The following is a 15,708-nucleotide window of genomic DNA, read 5'->3' as shown; positions in this document are numbered from 1 at the left end:
GGAGCCGCCGCGTGTTTCCTTGAACCGGTTCTTCCCGCGCCGGATCGCGGGGTTGCACCGCCGTCCGGGGGGTCCGGCCGCGAGCGGACACTTCAACCCCCCTGAATCCCCGCATCCGGCAACGTCAGACACCTGCCGTATTGTGTTCCTCATCAAGCGGGTGGATCACGAGGTGCGGCATGAGCTGGATCATCTATCTGATGGGCGCAGCGGGCTTCGATTCGGTGAGGGATTTCCCCGAAGGCTGGTCGCCTCCTCCGCTCGGTCCGCGCGAGGCCGTCATCCGCCAGCTGCGCGAGGTGCTCCCCAGCATCTTCTTCCCCACGCTCGCCGAGGGCTCCTTCCACGGCGATGGCTTCTCCATCACCTTCGAGCTCGGCCCTTGGGAGCCGGCGCCCCGTGTGAAGCTCATCGTCCACGGCACCGGGGACGAGGTGCTCGACCTCATCGGCAGGGTGGCCGAGGCGCTGGACGCGCGCGCGCTCGACACGGGCCTGGGGGACTTCATGCGCTTCCACAAGGACCCGGACACGGGCCGCCACGTGTGGCGCGACGCGCCCCAGCCCGGCCAGTGGATGGCTCCCGCCTGAGGGAGTCACCGGGCGAGCCCCTCGCTCCGGCTCGCCTCGCGGCCCGCCCGCCCGTGCGCTCTCCGGGAGGACGGCCCCGGCCCGCGTTGCCCCTCGCCGGGATGCTCCCCACGGTTCTCCGGAGGAGCACCCCCCCTCGCGGGGCACCCACCAAGGAGCGGCCATGGCCAGGATCATTCGTGAAGTGATGTCGAGCGACGTGGAGGTCATCAACCCCAATGACACCCTCCGCGATGCCGCCGAGAAGATGCGCAGCCTCAACGTGGGCCCCCTGCCCGTCTGCGACGGCCAGCGCATCCTGGGAATGATCACCGACCGCGACATCGTCGTGCGCGCCATCGCCCTGGGGAGGGACCCGAACACCACCCAGGTGGCCGACGCGATGAGCTCCGGCATCGAGTACTGCTTCGATGACGACGACGTGGACGGCGTGCTGCGCAACATGAAGGTGAAGCAGATCCGCCGGATGATCGTCGTGGACCGCAACAAGAAGCTGGTGGGCATCGTCGCGCTGGGCGACCTCACCGGCGAGGTCAGCGAGCAGCAGGTGGCCGAGACGCTCGAGGGCATCTCCGAGCCCTCCAGCCCCATCTGACGCACGCTCCGGCTCCGGGGCCGGCGCCCTCGTGGCGCTCCGGCTCCCGAGCGTGGCCCGTGTTTCAGGAGAAGAAGCTCTCCAGCCGGAGCTCCACGCCTCCCGGCGAGTGGTAGATGCGCATCCTCGACAACTTGTCGAAGCGGTTGGGCAGCTCCACCTTGCCCGGACGCATGCTCCCCTTGGCGAGCAGGCTGGCCGGGAACTCCGGACTGGCGATGAGCCCGCAGCACCAGAGCTTCGGGACTTCGGACTCGCCCAGCGTGAGCGTGGCCACCCGCACCAGGTACTCCGCGAGCAGCTTGCCCAGCTGCACCTGGGCCAGGGCCGCCTCGGCGCCCACCGCACTGGACTTGAGCTCGCACACCAGCACCTGCAGCGCCACGTCCTCGGGACGCTGCGCGGGAATCCGGGGCTCACTGAAGACGAGGTAGTCCGGCAGCCGGCGCACGCTGCGCTCCTTGGCCAGCGCGGCCAGGAGGGGCAGGTGGTCATCCGAGCGCAGCCGCAGGGCCCAGTGCGGAGTCGTCCCGCGCACCTGGAGGGGCGGGCACCGGCTCGCCTCCGCTTCCTCGTCCAGGGTCATGGGTGCTGGGACGATGCGCGCGGGTTCGAGGATGCCCTGGACCGCTTCGAGCAGACCGGTCATCCGCCGGTGCCACCAAACAGGGTGAAGTAGATGTCCTGCGACACGGTGTTGAGCGCGTTGATCTCCCGCTCGATGGTCGCCACTTCGATTCCGGTCGGGGTGACGGGGATGGGGTTGGCCTTCTCCGAGTCGAACAGATAGGCCCCCACCTGAGAGGGCGAGAGGGTCTCCTCCTCGTCATAGCCCAGCCGCTGCCGCACGCTGCCGTCCTTGTCCGCGCTCAACATGATGAGGTTGTTGAGCTCGCGGATGATGTAGTCGCTGTGGGTGCTGATCAGCACCTTGATGCCGGAGCGGACGATCCGGGCGAGCACCCGGGCCACGCGGCGCTGGTTGTCGGGGTGGAGGTTCAGCTCGGGCTCGTCGATGATGAGGAACTGGCTCTTCTCCGCGACGTGACGAAGAAAGAAGGAGAGCCCCGCCAGCGCTTTCACGGAAGAGGAGGACAGGTGCAGACTCAGGCGGGTGTCCGACTCGCTCGGATGAAACGACATCTCGCCCTCTTCATCCATGCGGATGGCGCCGCCCAGCACCTTGCCCTCCAATTGATCCGCGAGCGCAGCAAAGGAGGAGGTCTTTCCTTTGTATGTCGCAGGGTCATTGGCGATGAGCAAACTATTGCGGATGGCAAGCGGATAGCGCCGGGCCCGGTGCCCCAACGTCTCCCACAATGCATCCCGAGGGTCCGCTCGGTGGCCCGCGCTGCTCCTGAGCTGCATCAGGTCATCCACGAGCTCCGTGCGCTTGCTGGCCAGTTCGCGGCTGAAGAGCTGGATGGCCGCTCTCTCGGCGGTGAGCACATGCGTGTACCAGGGCATTCGCAGAAACAAGTCCGATATCGCCGCCGCGATACGCCAATAGGCGAATGAGCGCACCGGTAAGTCCACCCGGGGCAACGCAGACGCGCCGCTCACTTCCAGTGGAGCGGACTTAGGTAGCCGTTCGAAAGTCCAAAGGGGCTCCCCAGCCACCTTGTGCTCGGTCAGCCCGATGGTCGTCCACTCCTGCCGCTCATCCATCGCGAGCAGAGCCTGCCTGGCCGAGGCCAGTTGCGCTTCGTCCAGGTCCATCCTTGCTTCGGCCCGGGCAACGAACTCTTCACCGCAGGCCAGGATGTCCGTGAGCCTCCCGCGGAATGCGCGCGCGAGTTCGTCCAAGATGCGCCGCAGGTATTGATCGACGAACGCCACCACATCGACCCTGAAAACCGTCTCGCTTTCCTGGCGCTCCTTGACCCACTCGCTGAGGGCTGAACCCACGGCCCTTGATACATTCGTGTGGAACTCCTCCCCGAACCCATAGAGGGCGTGCGCGACGTATGTCTTCGACGTGTTGTTGGGCCCCGTCAGCAGGATGAGGTCCTTGTCCAGGTCGATGGTCGCCTCGCGCAGCCGTCCGAGGTTCCGCAGGGTGAGCTTCATGGGCGAGGCACAGTAGTGGCCAAGGGGTAGCCTGTCGAGGCAAGCGCCCGTCCGCTCCCTCGGGTGCGGACCGGGAGGCGGCCCGTCGTCGCTCCGCCAGATGGTTCCGTGCCGGACACTCCCCACCTTTCCCCGAGTGAGGTGTCACCGTGCGCGGAGCCATCCGAATCGCCACCCTGCGGGGCATTCCCATCCGGGTGCACTACTCCTTCCTGCTGGTGCTGCCGCTGCTGGCGTGGCTCTTCGGCCTCACCATGGCGAGCGGCTTCGGCCCCGAGCGGCTCCGGGGCCATCCGTTGCTGTGGGGCGTGGGCCTCGTGGTGTGCCTCTTCCTGTCCGTGCTCGTCCACGAGCTGGCCCACTCCGTCTACGCCCTGCGCAAGGGCGGCCAGGTCTCCGACATCACCCTGCTCATGATTGGGGGCGTGTCGCGCATCACCCGCATGCCCGAGGGCGCCCTTCACGAGGCCCTCATGGCGCTCGCCGGCCCCGCCACCAGCCTGGTGCTGGGCGTGCTGCTGATGGTGGGCTCCGTGCCCCTCCAGGCCGCGGGCGCCCTGGAGGTGAGCTTCGCCGTCGCCTACCTGGGCGGCCTCAACATCTTCCTCGGCCTCTTCAACCTGCTGCCCGCCTTCCCCATGGACGGTGGCCGCGTCCTGCGCGCGCTCCTCACCGGGTGGCTCGGCCGGGTGCGCGCCACGCAGACGGCCGCCTTCGTCGGCAAGGCCTTCGCCCTGCTCTTCGGCCTGGTGGGCCTCTTCGGCCTGCCCGGCCTGTGGCCCGCCGGCAACCCGTTGCTGCTCCTCATCGCCTTCTTCGTCTTCATGGGCGCCAGCGGCGAGTCGCGCGAGGTGGTCATGCAATCGCTGCTCTCCGGCATGCGCGTGCGCGAGCTGATGACGCCGCGCACCTCCTCGGTGGAGGCGGAGGACTCGTTGGAGGAGGTGGAAGCGCGCCTGCGGGCCGAGCGGCGGCGGGCCCTGCCCGTGGTGGACGGAGGGCGCGTGGTGGGGCTGGTGACGCGGATGGCCGTGCTGCGGGTGCCGGAGCCGCGGCGCGGGCAGCTGCGGGCGCGCGAGGTGGCCCAACCCGTGCCCGCGCTCTCCCCCGAGGCTAGCGCCTGGGACGCCCTGCGCGAGATGGGCCAGCGGCAGCTGCCCCAGCTGCCCGTGGTGCAGGAGGGCCTGCTGGTGGGCACCCTCACCCAGGAGGACCTCGTGCGCGGCATGCAGCTGCGCGAGCTGGAGCAGAACCAGCGCAACGGCCCGTGGGGCGTGGGCCCCCGCGAGTCACATACCTAGGGGCCCCAGCGTCTCCACCAGCGCCTCGAGCGCCAGCCGCTCCTCGCCCCGCAGCCGGCCCCACACCCGGCCGGCCAGCCCGTTGGAGGCCCTCGCCACCCGGGTGCCCACCGCCAGCAGGCACGCGTGGAAACGCGCCGCCTCGCCCAGCCCCAGCCGCTCCGCCACGCGCGCCACCAGCGGACGCAGGGGCTCCAGGTCCGGCGCCTCCCACAGCCACTCCGGCCCCCAGGCGCCGAGCTGACGCAGCGACTCGCCACAGATGCGGCCCACCAGCGGACTGCGCGAGCCCAGCCCCGCCTCCAGCACCCTCCGGCACGCCGCGAGCTGCCCCGGCCCCACCGGGCCATCCGCCGTGGCCACCCAGGCGAAGGCCCTCAACGGCGCGTCCCTCAGCACCTCCCACTCCTCGTCCGAGAAGCCGCACCGGTGGAAGGCGCGCTCCACCGTCCGCGCCGTCTCGCACGCCTCCTGCCGGGCGAGGAAGGCCCGCCCGCCTCCCGGCTCCTCCCGGACAGACCAGACCCGATGGTCCATGCGCTCTCCCAAGACATGTCTGGGTTTCCCCTCCGCCCCCCCTGCCGCTTCGCGCGTGCATCGTAGGGACACGCCCGGGCCCGACGAATCGGCTCCGCCCTCCACACGCCACAAACCCGACACACCCGCGGCACGCGTGTGCAATGCCTGTCATCCGCGTGCCCCCGGGTGTGGCCCGCTTCCACTGTCAGCGTATTCCGGGCGAATTCCTCTCGGACTCCGAGACAGGTGAGCGCGAGGAAACGGACACCCGCTGGTAGGCTCCCGCCCCATGCGAAGGCTCCTCTTCTCCGTCAGTGCGTCCCTGCTGTGCCTGGGGCTCGGCCCCGGTTGCGCCACCTCCCCCGCGCCGAGGCCCGAGGCCGCCGCCCGGACGCTCCCCGCCTCCACCGCCACCGGACGCGGCGGCGGCGCCGCCACCGTGGACGTGCGCGCCACCTCCGCCGCCCTCGAGGTGCTGCGCTCCGGAGGCAATGCCGTCGACGCCGCCGTGGCCGCCGCCAGCGTGCTCGGCGTCACCGACCCGTACTCCTGTGGCATCGGCGGCGGGGGCTTCCTCGTCGCGTACCTCGCCCGGGAGGGGCGCGTCGTCACCCTGGACCACCGCGAGACGGCTCCCGCGGGCCTCGAGCGCGCGCTCCTCTATGAAAACGGCGCTCCCCTGCCTTTCGGCGAGCTCGTCACCAGCGGCCTGTCCGTGGGCGTCCCCGGCTCCCTCCTGGGCTGGAGCGAGGCCCTGAGACGGTATGGCTCGCGCTCGCTCGCCGAGGTGCTCCAGCCCGCCATCCGCGTCGCCGAGCAGGGGTTCGAGGTGGACGCCACCTTCCACGAGCAGACGCGTCACAACGTCGAGCGCTTCCGCGACTTCACCCCTTCCGCCGCCCTGTTCCTCGGGCCGGATGGGCGGCCCTGGCCCGTGGGCGCCACCTTCAAGAATCCCGGGCTCGCGCGGACGTACCGGCTCGTCGCCGAGGGCGGTGCCCCCGTCTTCTACCGGGGCGAGATTGCCCGGGCCATCGTCTCCACCGTCACCCGGCCGCCGCTGGCTCCCGGGGCCTCGCGCACCGTGCGCCCCGGGGTGATGCGGATGGAGGACCTCGCGCGCTACGAGGCCATCGTCCGTCCCCCCGTGACGAGCACCTACCGCGGCTACACGCTGTACGGCATGGGCTCGCCCGGCAGCGGCGGTGTCACGCTCGCGCTCACGTTGAACCTGCTCGAGGCCCATGCGCCGGCCTCGCTGTCCCGCGCGGAGTTCCTCCACCGGTACCTGGAGGCCTCGCGGCTCGCCTTCGCCGACCGCAATGCCTTCCTCGGCGACCCCGCCTTCGTCTCCGCACCCGAGGCGGGGCTCCTGTCACGTGAGTACGCCGTGCGGCGCGGCGCGACGCTCGAGGGGACCCGGGCATCCACCACCGCCGCGCTGCCCGGCAATCCCTTTCCCCATCAGGGCCCTGCCCGCGCCGTGCTCCCGCGCGTGCCCGAGGTGGCCCGCCCCGCCGCCGAGGAGCAGGTGCCCAACAAGGAGACCACGCACATCACCACCTCGGATGCCGCGGGCAACATCGTCGCGTACACGTGCACCATCGAGGGCGAGGGCGGCAATGGCATGGTCGTCCCCGGCTACGGCTTCCTGCTCAACAACGAGCTGACGGACTTCGACCTGCCCGCCGCCGTGGACGCGCCCCACCCCAATGCCCCCGCGCCCGGCAAACGGCCGCGCAGCAGCATGAGCCCCGTGCTCGTGTTCAAGGACGGCGCGCCCGTGCTCGCGCTCGGCAGCCCCGGCGGCGCCACCATCATCACCACCGTGGGACAGACGCTCGTGAATCACCTCGACTTCGGCATGCCCATTGAACAGGCCCTGGCCGCGCCTCGCGTGTCCCAGCGCAACTCGCCGGACCACCGCAGCCAAGCCGAGCCCGCGTTCATCGCCTCGCCCGAGGCCGCCGCGCTCGGGGAGTTGGGACATGGGTTCACGGATGTGGGGCCCATGGGCGCGCTCACCGCCATCCGCTTCCACCCGGATGGCACCGTCACCGCCGCCGCCGAGCCCACCCGCCGCGGCGGTGGCAGCGCCATGGTCGTCGAGCCCGTGAAGTGAGAGGGCCGGGGAGCGGCTCGGGACTCACTGCCCTCGGGACTTGAGCCGCTCCAGCTCGGCCTGGAGCTCCGCCAGCCGGCGTTCGGCTTCCTCGCGCCGGTGCGCTTCCGCTGCGCGCCGCCGGGCTTCCTCATCCGCTCGCCGCTGCTCACCGTCCAGCAGCTCCCGCAGCCGCTCGTTCATCTCCCCGGGCGACAGCAGCAGGGCATTCCCCGCCCAGAAGCGCAGCCGTCCTCCCTCCAACTGCAACTCCAGCCCCAGCACCTCCGAGGTGTACCGGCCCTGCTTCGGCTCCATCCGCACGTACTCCCGTGCCTCGGGAGAAGGCAGCCGGTAGGCCTCCAGCCTCTCCCGGGCCCGGTCGTAGATGAAGTATTCGGGGATGGCCAACCGGGCGTAGCGCCGCACGTTGTCCTCGGCGACCTTCTTGCGGTCGCCGCCCACGTGCACCTCCATCACCCAGTCCAATCCCTTTCCCTCGTGGCTCACCACCCACTTGCCCCGCGGGTGCGGCTCCACGTCCAACACCACCAACAGGTCCGGCGCGAAGCGCCTCTCCCCGGGGTAGTAGATGGGCAGCGCCACGCTCACGTACGCCCGGCGCCGCGGCGGTGTGAAGTAGCCCTCGAGTGCATCCTGCACCCACCACCTCGCCCGGGTGTGCAGGTCACCCTCAGGCATCGGCATCTCCTCCCACGTCACCTCCGCGGGAAGCGCCTGCACCACCCGCGCCCTCTCCTCCATGCTCATCGCCTCCCACTGCTCCTGTGTGGGGGCTCGGGGAAAGGCATCCACGTCGACCGGCCGATCGTTCTCCATGCTCAGGTAGGGTGGGGCAGGTGACCTGAAAGGTCAACCTCCATCACCCTCTACGAGTTCCTGCCCGAGCTGCTGTCCTGAGCCTCCGGGAGCAAGCGAACCGCGCTACCCCGTCCGCTTCCTCGGGCTCGCATAGGGCGCCAGCAGGTCCGGCCGGTCCACCAGGCAGCGCAGCGCCTTGCCCGCGAAGCCCTCCAGCCTGTCGATGAACGCGAAGTCGTGCTCGTCCCCCGCCTCGTGCGCCAGCTCGTGCAGGATGATGCCCAGCGTCCGCGGCTCCAACGGGTCCTCCAGCCGCACCCGCCCCTTCATGTTCACCCGCAGCACCCGCCGCTCGCGGTCGTACTCCGCCTCCACGTGCGCGCGCTCGTCCCTCACCTCGCGCTCGAAGAACTCCACCCCCACCTCCCGCCCCGTCAGCTCCTTCGACAGGCAGCGCACCACCCCCACCAGCCGCTCCGCCCTCGCCCCCGGCCGCACCACCACGTCCCTCGGCGGGCCCTCCATCCGCTCCACGTACGCGTCCGCCGCCTCCACCACCGTCTCCAGCTGCTCCAGCGCCGCCTGCGGCATTCCGCGCAGGTCCACCACCTTCGCCCCCAGCTGCCTCGCCCGGTCATCCGCCCGCGGGCCCACCGACAGCACCGCCCTCGGCGGCAGCACCTTCTCCACGTACGCCCCCAGCGCCTCCTCCCCCAACGTGAAGTGCGCCAGCACCTCCGTCACCCACGCCCCCGACAGCTCCTGCCGGCTCAGCTCCGGCGCCAGCGACTCGAGGAGGATCGCCGCCAGCGTCCGCTTGTACGGGTCCCTCGCCGCGTCGCGCTCGGCCGCCAGCGGAATGCGCTGCTGCACGTCCACGTGCCACGGCAAATGGTGCGGCTCCACCGGCAACCCCAGCTCGTACAGGTGCGGCGTCTCCCCGGGCCTCGGGTAGTACAGGTCCACCCGCGTGCCCCGCTCCACGTACCGCTCCACGCCGCGGTGCAGCTCCACCGTCTCCAGCGGGCAGTCCGCCAGCGAGTCCTTCGCCCTCGGCGGCCGCACCGCCCGCCCGTTGATGAGCAGCTCCACCCCCGGCGGCGCGAGGGTGAGCCGCAACAGCCGCACGGCCTCGTCGCGCTCGCGCTCGCTCGTGCGGCGGAAGAGCCGCAGGCACGTGCCCACCGTGCGCGAGTTGGCCTTCACGCTCCGCCCCGTGTCGTCGAAGACGAGCGTGCGCCCCACCGTCTCCACCTCGGCGCGGTCGCTCGCGGCGATCATCTCCTTGAGGCCCCGGCCCTTGCGCCCCCGCCACGTGGGCGGCGTGTCCTTCTCCCCGAGGAACACCGTGAAGGCGAACTCGTCGCGCGCCAGGCCCGCGGGCGCGTCGTCCTCGATGCGCACCTCGTCCTCCTCCAGGCGCACCTTCACCCGGCGCGCCCGCTGGTCGAACGCGTTCTGCAGCGCCTCGCGCACGAGCTGGCCGAGCGGCCGGGCGCGATTGGAGCGCCTCCAGCCCTCCTCCGACAACTCGAACCACTCCGAACGGCCGTTCCGGGCCTGACTCATGGACACGCTCCCCGCTCCGGGCTCCCGCGGGCGCCATGCGCCACCGCGAAGCAGCCGGGCAACAGGGGAGAACACTCCACGCCGAGCGGCTCTTCCCCCGCGCGCCTGCCCGGGCCTCGGGCGGGGGGGCTTCCAGGCGGGCGCTCGACACCCGCACACCGTCTCGACCCGGGACCCGGGTACCCTCACCCCGGGGGGCTTGCCCCCCCTTTGAACGACGGGGGGCTCCGCTCCCGGCGGGAGAGGGGTTGTAGAGGGGTTGTGGGCCTCCCGACATCCCAAGTCCCCGTCCTCCGCTGTTCTCGAGAGTCCTCCGCTCGGCGCCTCTCCCTTCCGGGCGTACGCTGTCTCACGGCGGGCTCGCGCCCCGGCACGGGGACACTCCCCCCGCCCCCCTCCGCTCCCTAACCTTGGAGGCACGATGCGCAGGCCCGAGCTTCGTCCCTGGAAATCCTCCGCCGTCTCCGAGCTCACCGCCGCGCGCTCGCGCCTGCTGCGCATGCTCGAGGGCCTCCCCGAGGACGCCCTCACCCGCCAGCACTCGCCCCTCATGTCCCCCATCGTCTGGGACGTGGCCCACGTGGCCAACTACGAGGAGCAGTGGTTGTTGCGCGCGCTCGGCGCCCCCGCCCTCACCGACTCCGCCTTCGACTCGCTCTACGACGCCTTCCGCCACCCGCGCTCCTCGCGCTCCCAGCTGCCCCTGCTCTCTCCCGCGCAGGCCCTCGCCTATGCCTCCCGCGTCCGCGAGGCCTCGCTCGAGTGGCTCCACCACGTCCCCGAGGACTCGCCCGTCCCGCTGCTGCGCGGCGGCTTCGTCTTCGGCATGGTGGCCCAGCACGAGCAGCAGCACCTGGAGACGCTCGCCGCCACGCTGCAGCTCATGACGAGCCACGTGTACCGGCCCGCCGCGCTCCCCCGTCCGCGTCCCGCTCGCGCCGCGCAACACGAGGTCTTCATCCCCGGAGGCCCCGTGCGCCTGGGCAGCGACGCGCCCTGGGCCTACGACAACGAGCGCCCCGCCCACACCGCGCACGTGCCGGACTTCCTCCTGGACTCGCACCCCGTCACCCATGGGGACTACGCCGTCTTCGTCGAGTCCGGCGGCTACACCGACAGCCGCTGGTGGGACCCGAAGGGCTTCGAGTGGATTCACGCCCAGGGCATCCGCCACCCGCTCTTCTGGCTCCCCCAGGAGGGCGGTGGCTGGCTGCGGCGGCGCTACGGGTGGGTGGAGCCCCTGCCCCGGGACGAGCCCGTGCAGCACGTGTGCTGGTACGAGGCGGATGCCTACGCGCGCTGGGCCGGCAAGCGGCTGCCCACCGAGGCCGAGTGGGAGAAGGCCGCGACGGGCTCGGACGGCGAGCCCCGCGTGTACCCCTGGGGGGACGCGGCGCCGGACGCCGGCCACGCCAACCTCGGCGGAGACACCTGGGGCCCCTCGCCCATTGGCGGCCACCCCGCGGGCCAGAGCGCGGACGGCGTCTGGGGCCTGCTCGGAGATGTCTGGGAGTGGACCTCCAGCACCTTCGATGGGTACTTTGGGTTCAAATCATTTCCCTACCGGGAGTACTCGGAGGTGTTCTTCGGGACGGAGTACCGGGTGTTGAGGGGTGGAGCGTGGGCGAGCGCGCCGGTGGCGGTGCGCAACAGCTTCCGCAACTGGGACTACCCCATCCGCCGGCAGATCTTCGCCGGCTTCAGGTGCGCGCGAGACGCGAGGTGAGTCATGGGACAGGGGGGAGGGATGGGAGGCACGGGACTGGGGCGGCAGCGCGAGCTCGAGGTGACGGTGGAGGTGCACGTGCGGCCGGGGGACGCGCAGCGGGCGTTGCGCGCGGAGGTGCTGGCGGGGCTGTGCACGGAGGGCGCGCCGAAGGAGCTGTCCCCCAAGTGGCTCTATGACGAGCGGGGCAGCCAGCTCTTCGACGACATCACCCGGCTGCCGGAGTACTACCCCACGCGGCGCGAGCGGGAAATCCTCGTGGCGCACGCGGGGGACATCGCCCGGGCGAGCGGGGCGGACACGTTGATGGAGCTGGGCAGCGGGAGCAGCGAGAAGACGCGGCTGCTGCTGGACGCGCTGAGGCGCACGGGGCAGCTGAGGCGCTTCGTGCCCTTCGACGTGAGCGAGGCCTTCCTGAGGCAGGCGGCGCGGACGGTGGCGGGCGAGTACCCGGGGCTGCGGGTGCACGCGGTGGTGGGGGACTTCGAGCGGCACCTGGAGCGGCTGCCGAGGGGAGGCCGGCGGCTGGTGGCCTTCCTGGGCGGGACGATTGGCAACCTGAAGCCGGCCGAGCGGGCGCGCTTCTACGGGCAGCTGGCGTCGGGGATGGAGCCGGGCGAGGGGCTGCTGTTGGGGACGGACCTGCTCAAGAGCCGCGAGCGGCTGTTCGCGGCGTACAACGACAGCGCGGGGGTGACGGCGGCCTTCAACCGCAACGTGCTGAACGTGCTCAACCGGGAGCTGGGGGCGGACTTCGAGCCCGAGGCCTTCGAGCACCTGGCGCCCTTCGACGAGGAGAACGGCTGGGTGGAGATGCGGCTCATCTCCACGAGGGCGCAGGCGGTGAGGCTGCCGGCGCTGGAGCGGCACGTGAACTTCGCCGAGGGCGAGGTGCTGCGCACGGAGGTGAGCTGCAAGTTCCGCGTGGAGCAGGTGGAGGCGGAGCTGGCGGCCGCGGGGCTGCACCTGGCCGAGCGCTGGACGGACGCGGCGGGCGACTTCGCCCTCTCGCTGGCCCTCAAGCGCTGAGCGCGCTCCGAAGGTCCGCGGGCCGTCACGACGGAGGGGGGACGGCTCGGAGCTCGTCTCCACCTGCCCGTAGTTGAGCAGGCTCACCAGTCCCACGCCGCCCACCGCGTTGCCGAGCACCGCCATCGCCAGCCAGCGCAGGAAGTGGCTCACCGGCAGGCCCCCGTCGAGCACCGCGGCCAGCACCTCGGAGCTGCCGGCGATCGAGTGCGCGAAGTGGCCCGCGCCCACGATGAACGTGAAGAACCCGATGAGCGACAGCTGTCCGAACGTGCTGTGGCTCGCGGACACCAGCCACGCCACCAGCGCGATGAGCCACCCTCCCATCACCGCGCCCCAGAACAGCTCCCCGCTCCCCCGCTCCGCCGCCTCCCTCCCCAGCGCCACGAGCTTCTCGATGACGCCGTGCTTCACCGCGCCCGTGCGGCTCACCCACAGCGTGAAGAGGAACGCGCCCACCAGGTTGCACCCCAGCACCACCGCCCACAGCAGGAACAACCGCGTCAGCCTCGCCGGCTCGCGCAGCACCACCACCACCGGGAAGAGCGTGTTCTCCGTGAAGAGCTGCGCCCGGCCCACGATGACCGCGATGAAGCCCGCCGGGTAGAGCGCGAAGCTCGCCAGCCGCGCGCCCTCGCCATCTCCCAGGAAGGAGCGCATCAGCGCCACCCCCAGCCCGCTCAACCCCATCAGCAGCCCGCCCGCCACCCCCGACCACACCAGCTGCCCCACCGGACGCGTGAGCTCCTCGCGCCCGGCCTTCACGACGTGCTCGTAGATTTCGTGCGCCGTCAGCCGCGGTTGCTCGTCGTTCATCCCTCCCAGTCAACCGGAAGCCGTCCGCCGGGACGAGCCACTCCCGCGCGCGCCGTGTGCTGCACGACAGCCCCCCGTGGCCGGTGCGCATGCCCTGCAGGCAGGCGGCCCTGCCTTCGCTCCGGCTCGTGACGGCCCACTCCGGCGTGCCCAGCTTCCCGGAAACTCCTTTCACGGGCGAGGTGGGAACATGGACAGGAAGAACCCGGACGAGAAGACGGTGCCGCGGCAGGGCTCGGGCCAGGACGAGCGGATCCGCCACGAGGGCGAGGACCGCTCCACCCCCGAGGAGAAGAAGTCCGGGCCACAGCCCGATGGCAACGGCGCCACCGGCGAGCCCGCGGCCTTCCCACCGCACAACTGAACCCGCGGCGCGCCCAGGAGACCCTTCCATGAAGATGCTGCTTCACGAGCTGCACCCCGCAGTCATCCACACCCCGCTCGCCCTGCTCCCCACCGCCACGGTGGCCGACGTCATCGCCGTCACCACCGGGGACCGCGCCTGGGCCAGGGTGGGCCGGCGGTTGTGGGTCGCCGGTACCCTGAGCGCCCTCTTCTCGGGACTGGCCGGACTGGCCGCCTCGCAGGAGGTGAAGCTCGAGGAGCCTCGCGCTCGCGACATGGTGTTCCTCCACGGGCTCGGCAATGCCGTCATCACCCTGGGCGCCGTGGGCGTGACGCTGTGGCGGCTCGGGCGCGCTCCGTCTCCCGTGCAGTGCGCCATCGGCATCGCCGCCAACGTGGCCGCCGTCTACACCGCCACCCTCGGCGGCAAGATGGTCTACGAGCTCGGCGTGGGCATCAACCCCATGCCCGTGGAGGGCTCGGTGGGGACGCTCAAGGGCCCTCCCCTGTTGTCCCGCGAGGCCCCGAAGGCGCTCCTCCGCGATGCCGTCCTCGGCGTGCGCTGGATGCTCGACCGGGCGCGTGGCCTGTTCTCGGGAGCCCAGCCGCTGGCCTCCGGCGCCGAGGGTTTCGGCGAGGGGACCCAGGTGCCCGCGGTGACGAGCGAGCCTCTCGTGGATGACGCCACGCTCTCGCCCTCGCCGCGGCCCCTCATCTGAAGAAGGCGAGTCCTTCGTCAGCATGCGCAACCCGAGCATGCCGACCGCTCCCTCTCTGGTAGAGGAGGCGCATGGACAGCTACGAGCCCTTCCTCTCCCTCGGACTCGCCCTGGCCGCGGGCTTCCTCATCGGCCAGGAGCGCGAGTACTCGGCGCCGGACCCCCGCGAGGGCCGGGAGTCCTTCCTCGGCGGCTCGCGCACCTACCCGCTGGTGTCGCTGGCGGGAGCGGCCTCGGTGCTGGTGGCGCGCCAGTTCGGCCCCTGGCTGATGTTGCTGTCGCTCGCGGCGCTGGGGGCCCTGCTGGTGGTGTCCTACGCGGGGGACGTGCGCCAGGGCCGCTCGCACGGACTCACCTCGGAGGTGTCGCTGCTGCTCAGCTACCTGCTGGGCGCGCTCGCGCTGACGCAGGGCGTGCTCGAGCCCATGCGGGTGAAGGTGCTGGTGGTGGCGGGCCTCACGGTGGTGGCCACCACGCTGCTGTCCATGAAGCCGGAGCTGCACGCCTTCCTCGGCAGGCTGCAGCGGCGGGACGTGTCGGCCGGGGTGCAGTTGCTCTTCGTCGCGGTGGTGGTGGTGCCGCTGCTGCCGGACGCCACCCATGGCCCCCTGGACGTGCTCAACCCGAGGCAGCTCGGCTGGATGACGCTGCTCATCGCCGGCATCGGCTTCGCCGGCTACGTGGCCATCCAGGCGCTGGGCTCGCGCCGGGGGCTGGTGGTGACGGGCCTCATCGGCGGGCTGGTGTCCTCCACCGCGGTGACGCTCTCCTTCGCGGGCCGCGCCAGGGGGGCCCCGCGCGAGCTGCGCCAGGGGTGCGCGCTGGCGGTGATGCTGGCCTCCTCGCTCATGTTCGTCCGGGTGATGGTGGAGGTGGCCGTGGTGAATCCGCACATGCTGCGGCTCGTCGCGGTGCCCATGGGCGCCATGGCCGCCACCCTGCTGCTGGCCAGCATGCTGCTCTACCGCCGGGCGCGCGAGGCGCCCACCCCCGAGGGCTCCGAGGTCCAGGTGGAGTTCTCCAACCCCTTCGCGCTGGGCTCGGCCCTCAAGTTCACCGTGCTCTTCGCGCTGGTGCTGCTGGGCGCGCGCGCGGCCACCCGGTTCCTCGGCCACGGCGGCGCGTACCTGGCCGGCCTGCTCGCCGGGCTCACCGACGTGGACGCCATCACCCTGTCCATGGCGAACCTGGCGCGCACCGCCTCGCTCCCCGAGGAGGTGGCCGTCACCACCATCTTCCTCGGCACCACCGCCAACACCCTCACCAAGGGCGTCATGGCGGCGGTGGTGGGCGGGTGGAGCTTCGGCCGCTGGCTGCTGCTCGTGTTCGGCGGCACCCTCGCGGTGGGCGCGCTGGCCCTCGCCGCCGTGGGCTGGCGCTGAAATCCAACACTCCCGCCCCGGCAACCCCGCGGCGAGCGTCCGCGGGCACACACCCCCGTCGACGGTGGCCCCACGCGGTGGACCGCCGCGAGACACTCAGCCGTCCACCCTTCGCGGGAGCCAC

14 protein-coding genes and 1 pseudogene are annotated in these 15,708 nt (G+C 71.7%); 9 read left to right on the top strand and 6 right to left on the bottom strand.

The window, feature by feature from the left end; translation table 11 throughout:
- Positions 1–179 precede the first annotated feature (179 nt).
- Together VFZ09_RS22035 and VFZ09_RS22030 are read left to right on the top strand one after the other, a co-directional pair.
- Positions 180–590, top strand: coding sequence for a hypothetical protein (locus tag VFZ09_RS22035; protein WP_329729613.1), 411 nt, complete (start codon positions 180–182; stop codon positions 588–590).
- Positions 591–753: 163 nt separating this feature from the next.
- Complete coding sequence (locus tag VFZ09_RS22030; RefSeq protein ID WP_329729612.1) at positions 754–1,185, top strand: CBS domain-containing protein; 432 nt, start codon at positions 754–756, stop codon at positions 1,183–1,185.
- Positions 1,186–1,249: 64 nt separating this feature from the next.
- Here the strand turns inward: VFZ09_RS22030 and VFZ09_RS22025 are convergent, their stop codons facing one another.
- Positions 1,250–1,834 carry a hypothetical protein gene (locus VFZ09_RS22025; RefSeq protein WP_329729611.1) on the bottom strand — a complete coding sequence of 195 codons (585 nt, stop codon included), beginning with the start codon at positions 1,832–1,834 and terminating at the stop codon, positions 1,250–1,252.
- Positions 1,831–3,255 (bottom strand): AAA family ATPase, encoded by a 1,425-nt coding sequence (locus tag VFZ09_RS22020; protein WP_329729610.1) that lies wholly within the window; start codon positions 3,253–3,255, stop codon positions 1,831–1,833. The genes VFZ09_RS22025 and VFZ09_RS22020 overlap by 4 nt, the downstream gene beginning before the upstream one ends.
- Positions 3,256–3,404: 149 nt before the next feature.
- Between VFZ09_RS22020 and VFZ09_RS22015 the strand changes: the two genes are divergently transcribed.
- On the top strand, positions 3,405–4,556 hold the full coding sequence (locus VFZ09_RS22015; RefSeq protein ID WP_329729609.1) for a site-2 protease family protein: 1,152 nt from the start codon (positions 3,405–3,407) through the stop codon (positions 4,554–4,556).
- Here the strand turns inward: VFZ09_RS22015 and VFZ09_RS22010 are convergent.
- Positions 4,545–5,093: a hypothetical protein gene (locus VFZ09_RS22010; protein WP_329729608.1), complete on the bottom strand. Its 549-nt coding sequence runs from the start codon at positions 5,091–5,093 to the stop codon at positions 4,545–4,547. The genes VFZ09_RS22015 and VFZ09_RS22010 overlap by 12 nt on opposite strands.
- A 271-nt stretch (positions 5,094–5,364) precedes the next feature.
- On the opposite strand from VFZ09_RS22010, the gene ggt reads away from it, so the two are divergent.
- Positions 5,365–7,197, top strand: a complete 1,833-nt coding sequence (gene ggt / locus VFZ09_RS22005) for a gamma-glutamyltransferase (RefSeq protein WP_329729607.1) — start codon at positions 5,365–5,367, stop codon at positions 7,195–7,197.
- A 24-nt stretch (positions 7,198–7,221) separates the two neighbouring features.
- On the opposite strand, the gene VFZ09_RS22000 is transcribed toward ggt, so the two are convergent.
- Positions 7,222–7,947, bottom strand: a complete 726-nt coding sequence (locus tag VFZ09_RS22000; RefSeq protein ID WP_329729606.1) for a Uma2 family endonuclease — start codon at positions 7,945–7,947, stop codon at positions 7,222–7,224.
- 174 nt (positions 7,948–8,121) lie between these two features.
- Entirely contained in the window at positions 8,122–9,567 is a 1,446-nt protein-coding gene (locus VFZ09_RS21995; RefSeq protein ID WP_329729605.1) for an ATP-binding protein, read from the bottom strand.
- Between the two features lie 421 nt (positions 9,568–9,988).
- On the opposite strand from VFZ09_RS21995, the gene egtB reads away from it, so the two are divergent.
- Both egtB and egtD read left to right on the top strand, forming a co-directional pair.
- A complete protein-coding gene (gene egtB / locus VFZ09_RS21990) occupies positions 9,989–11,293 on the top strand; it encodes an ergothioneine biosynthesis protein EgtB (protein WP_329729604.1) in 1,305 nt (434 codons plus the stop codon).
- A gap of 21 nt (positions 11,294–11,314) precedes the next feature.
- A complete protein-coding gene (egtD, locus tag VFZ09_RS21985; protein ID WP_329729603.1) occupies positions 11,315–12,322 on the top strand; it encodes an L-histidine N(alpha)-methyltransferase in 1,008 nt (335 codons plus the stop codon).
- Between the two features lie 129 nt (positions 12,323–12,451).
- Here the strand turns inward: egtD and VFZ09_RS51680 are convergent.
- Positions 12,452–13,138 (bottom strand): annotated as a pseudogene (locus VFZ09_RS51680) (formate/nitrite transporter family protein); the annotation flags it as partial.
- Between the two features lie 190 nt (positions 13,139–13,328).
- Here VFZ09_RS51680 and VFZ09_RS21975 point away from each other — a divergent pair.
- The 3 genes from VFZ09_RS21975 (at position 13,329) to VFZ09_RS21965 (ending at position 15,584) form a co-directional block, all read left to right on the top strand.
- On the top strand, positions 13,329–13,502 hold the full coding sequence (locus VFZ09_RS21975; RefSeq protein WP_329729601.1) for a hypothetical protein: 174 nt from the start codon (positions 13,329–13,331) through the stop codon (positions 13,500–13,502).
- A 28-nt stretch (positions 13,503–13,530) separates the two neighbouring features.
- Entirely contained in the window at positions 13,531–14,202 is a 672-nt protein-coding gene (locus VFZ09_RS21970; RefSeq protein WP_329729600.1) for a DUF2231 domain-containing protein, read from the top strand.
- A gap of 71 nt (positions 14,203–14,273) precedes the next feature.
- Complete coding sequence (locus VFZ09_RS21965; protein WP_329729599.1) at positions 14,274–15,584, top strand: DUF4010 domain-containing protein; 1,311 nt, start codon at positions 14,274–14,276, stop codon at positions 15,582–15,584.
- Positions 15,585–15,708: the final 124 nt, after the last annotated feature.

This window comes from Archangium sp. (assembly GCF_036277355.1).
Classification (GTDB): Bacteria; Myxococcota; Myxococcia; order Myxococcales; family Myxococcaceae; genus Archangium.
The sequence above is the reverse complement of the archived record's forward strand: the minus strand, read 5'-3'. Positions and strand labels throughout refer to the sequence as shown.

Bases quoted from the DNA above. Each gene is read 5' to 3' on its own strand.
- VFZ09_RS22035 (WP_329729613.1), top strand. From the start codon at position 180: ATGAGCTGGATCATCTATCTGATGGGCGCAGCGGGCTTCGATTCGGTG.
- VFZ09_RS22030 (WP_329729612.1), top strand. From the start codon at position 754: ATGGCCAGGATCATTCGTGAAGTGATGTCGAGCGACGTGGAGGTCATC.
- VFZ09_RS22025 (WP_329729611.1), bottom strand. From the start codon at position 1,834: ATGACCGGTCTGCTCGAAGCGGTCCAGGGCATCCTCGAACCCGCGCGC.
- VFZ09_RS22020 (WP_329729610.1), bottom strand. From the start codon at position 3,255: ATGAAGCTCACCCTGCGGAACCTCGGACGGCTGCGCGAGGCGACCATC.
- VFZ09_RS22010 (WP_329729608.1), bottom strand. From the start codon at position 5,093: ATGGACCATCGGGTCTGGTCTGTCCGGGAGGAGCCGGGAGGCGGGCGG.
- ggt (WP_329729607.1), top strand. From the start codon at position 5,365: ATGCGAAGGCTCCTCTTCTCCGTCAGTGCGTCCCTGCTGTGCCTGGGG.
- VFZ09_RS22000 (WP_329729606.1), bottom strand. From the start codon at position 7,947: ATGAGCATGGAGGAGAGGGCGCGGGTGGTGCAGGCGCTTCCCGCGGAG.
- VFZ09_RS21995 (WP_329729605.1), bottom strand. From the start codon at position 9,567: ATGAGTCAGGCCCGGAACGGCCGTTCGGAGTGGTTCGAGTTGTCGGAG.
- egtB (WP_329729604.1), top strand. From the start codon at position 9,989: ATGCGCAGGCCCGAGCTTCGTCCCTGGAAATCCTCCGCCGTCTCCGAG.
- egtD (WP_329729603.1), top strand. From the start codon at position 11,315: ATGGGAGGCACGGGACTGGGGCGGCAGCGCGAGCTCGAGGTGACGGTG.
- VFZ09_RS21975 (WP_329729601.1), top strand. From the start codon at position 13,329: ATGGACAGGAAGAACCCGGACGAGAAGACGGTGCCGCGGCAGGGCTCG.
- VFZ09_RS21970 (WP_329729600.1), top strand. From the start codon at position 13,531: ATGAAGATGCTGCTTCACGAGCTGCACCCCGCAGTCATCCACACCCCG.
- VFZ09_RS21965 (WP_329729599.1), top strand. From the start codon at position 14,274: ATGGACAGCTACGAGCCCTTCCTCTCCCTCGGACTCGCCCTGGCCGCG.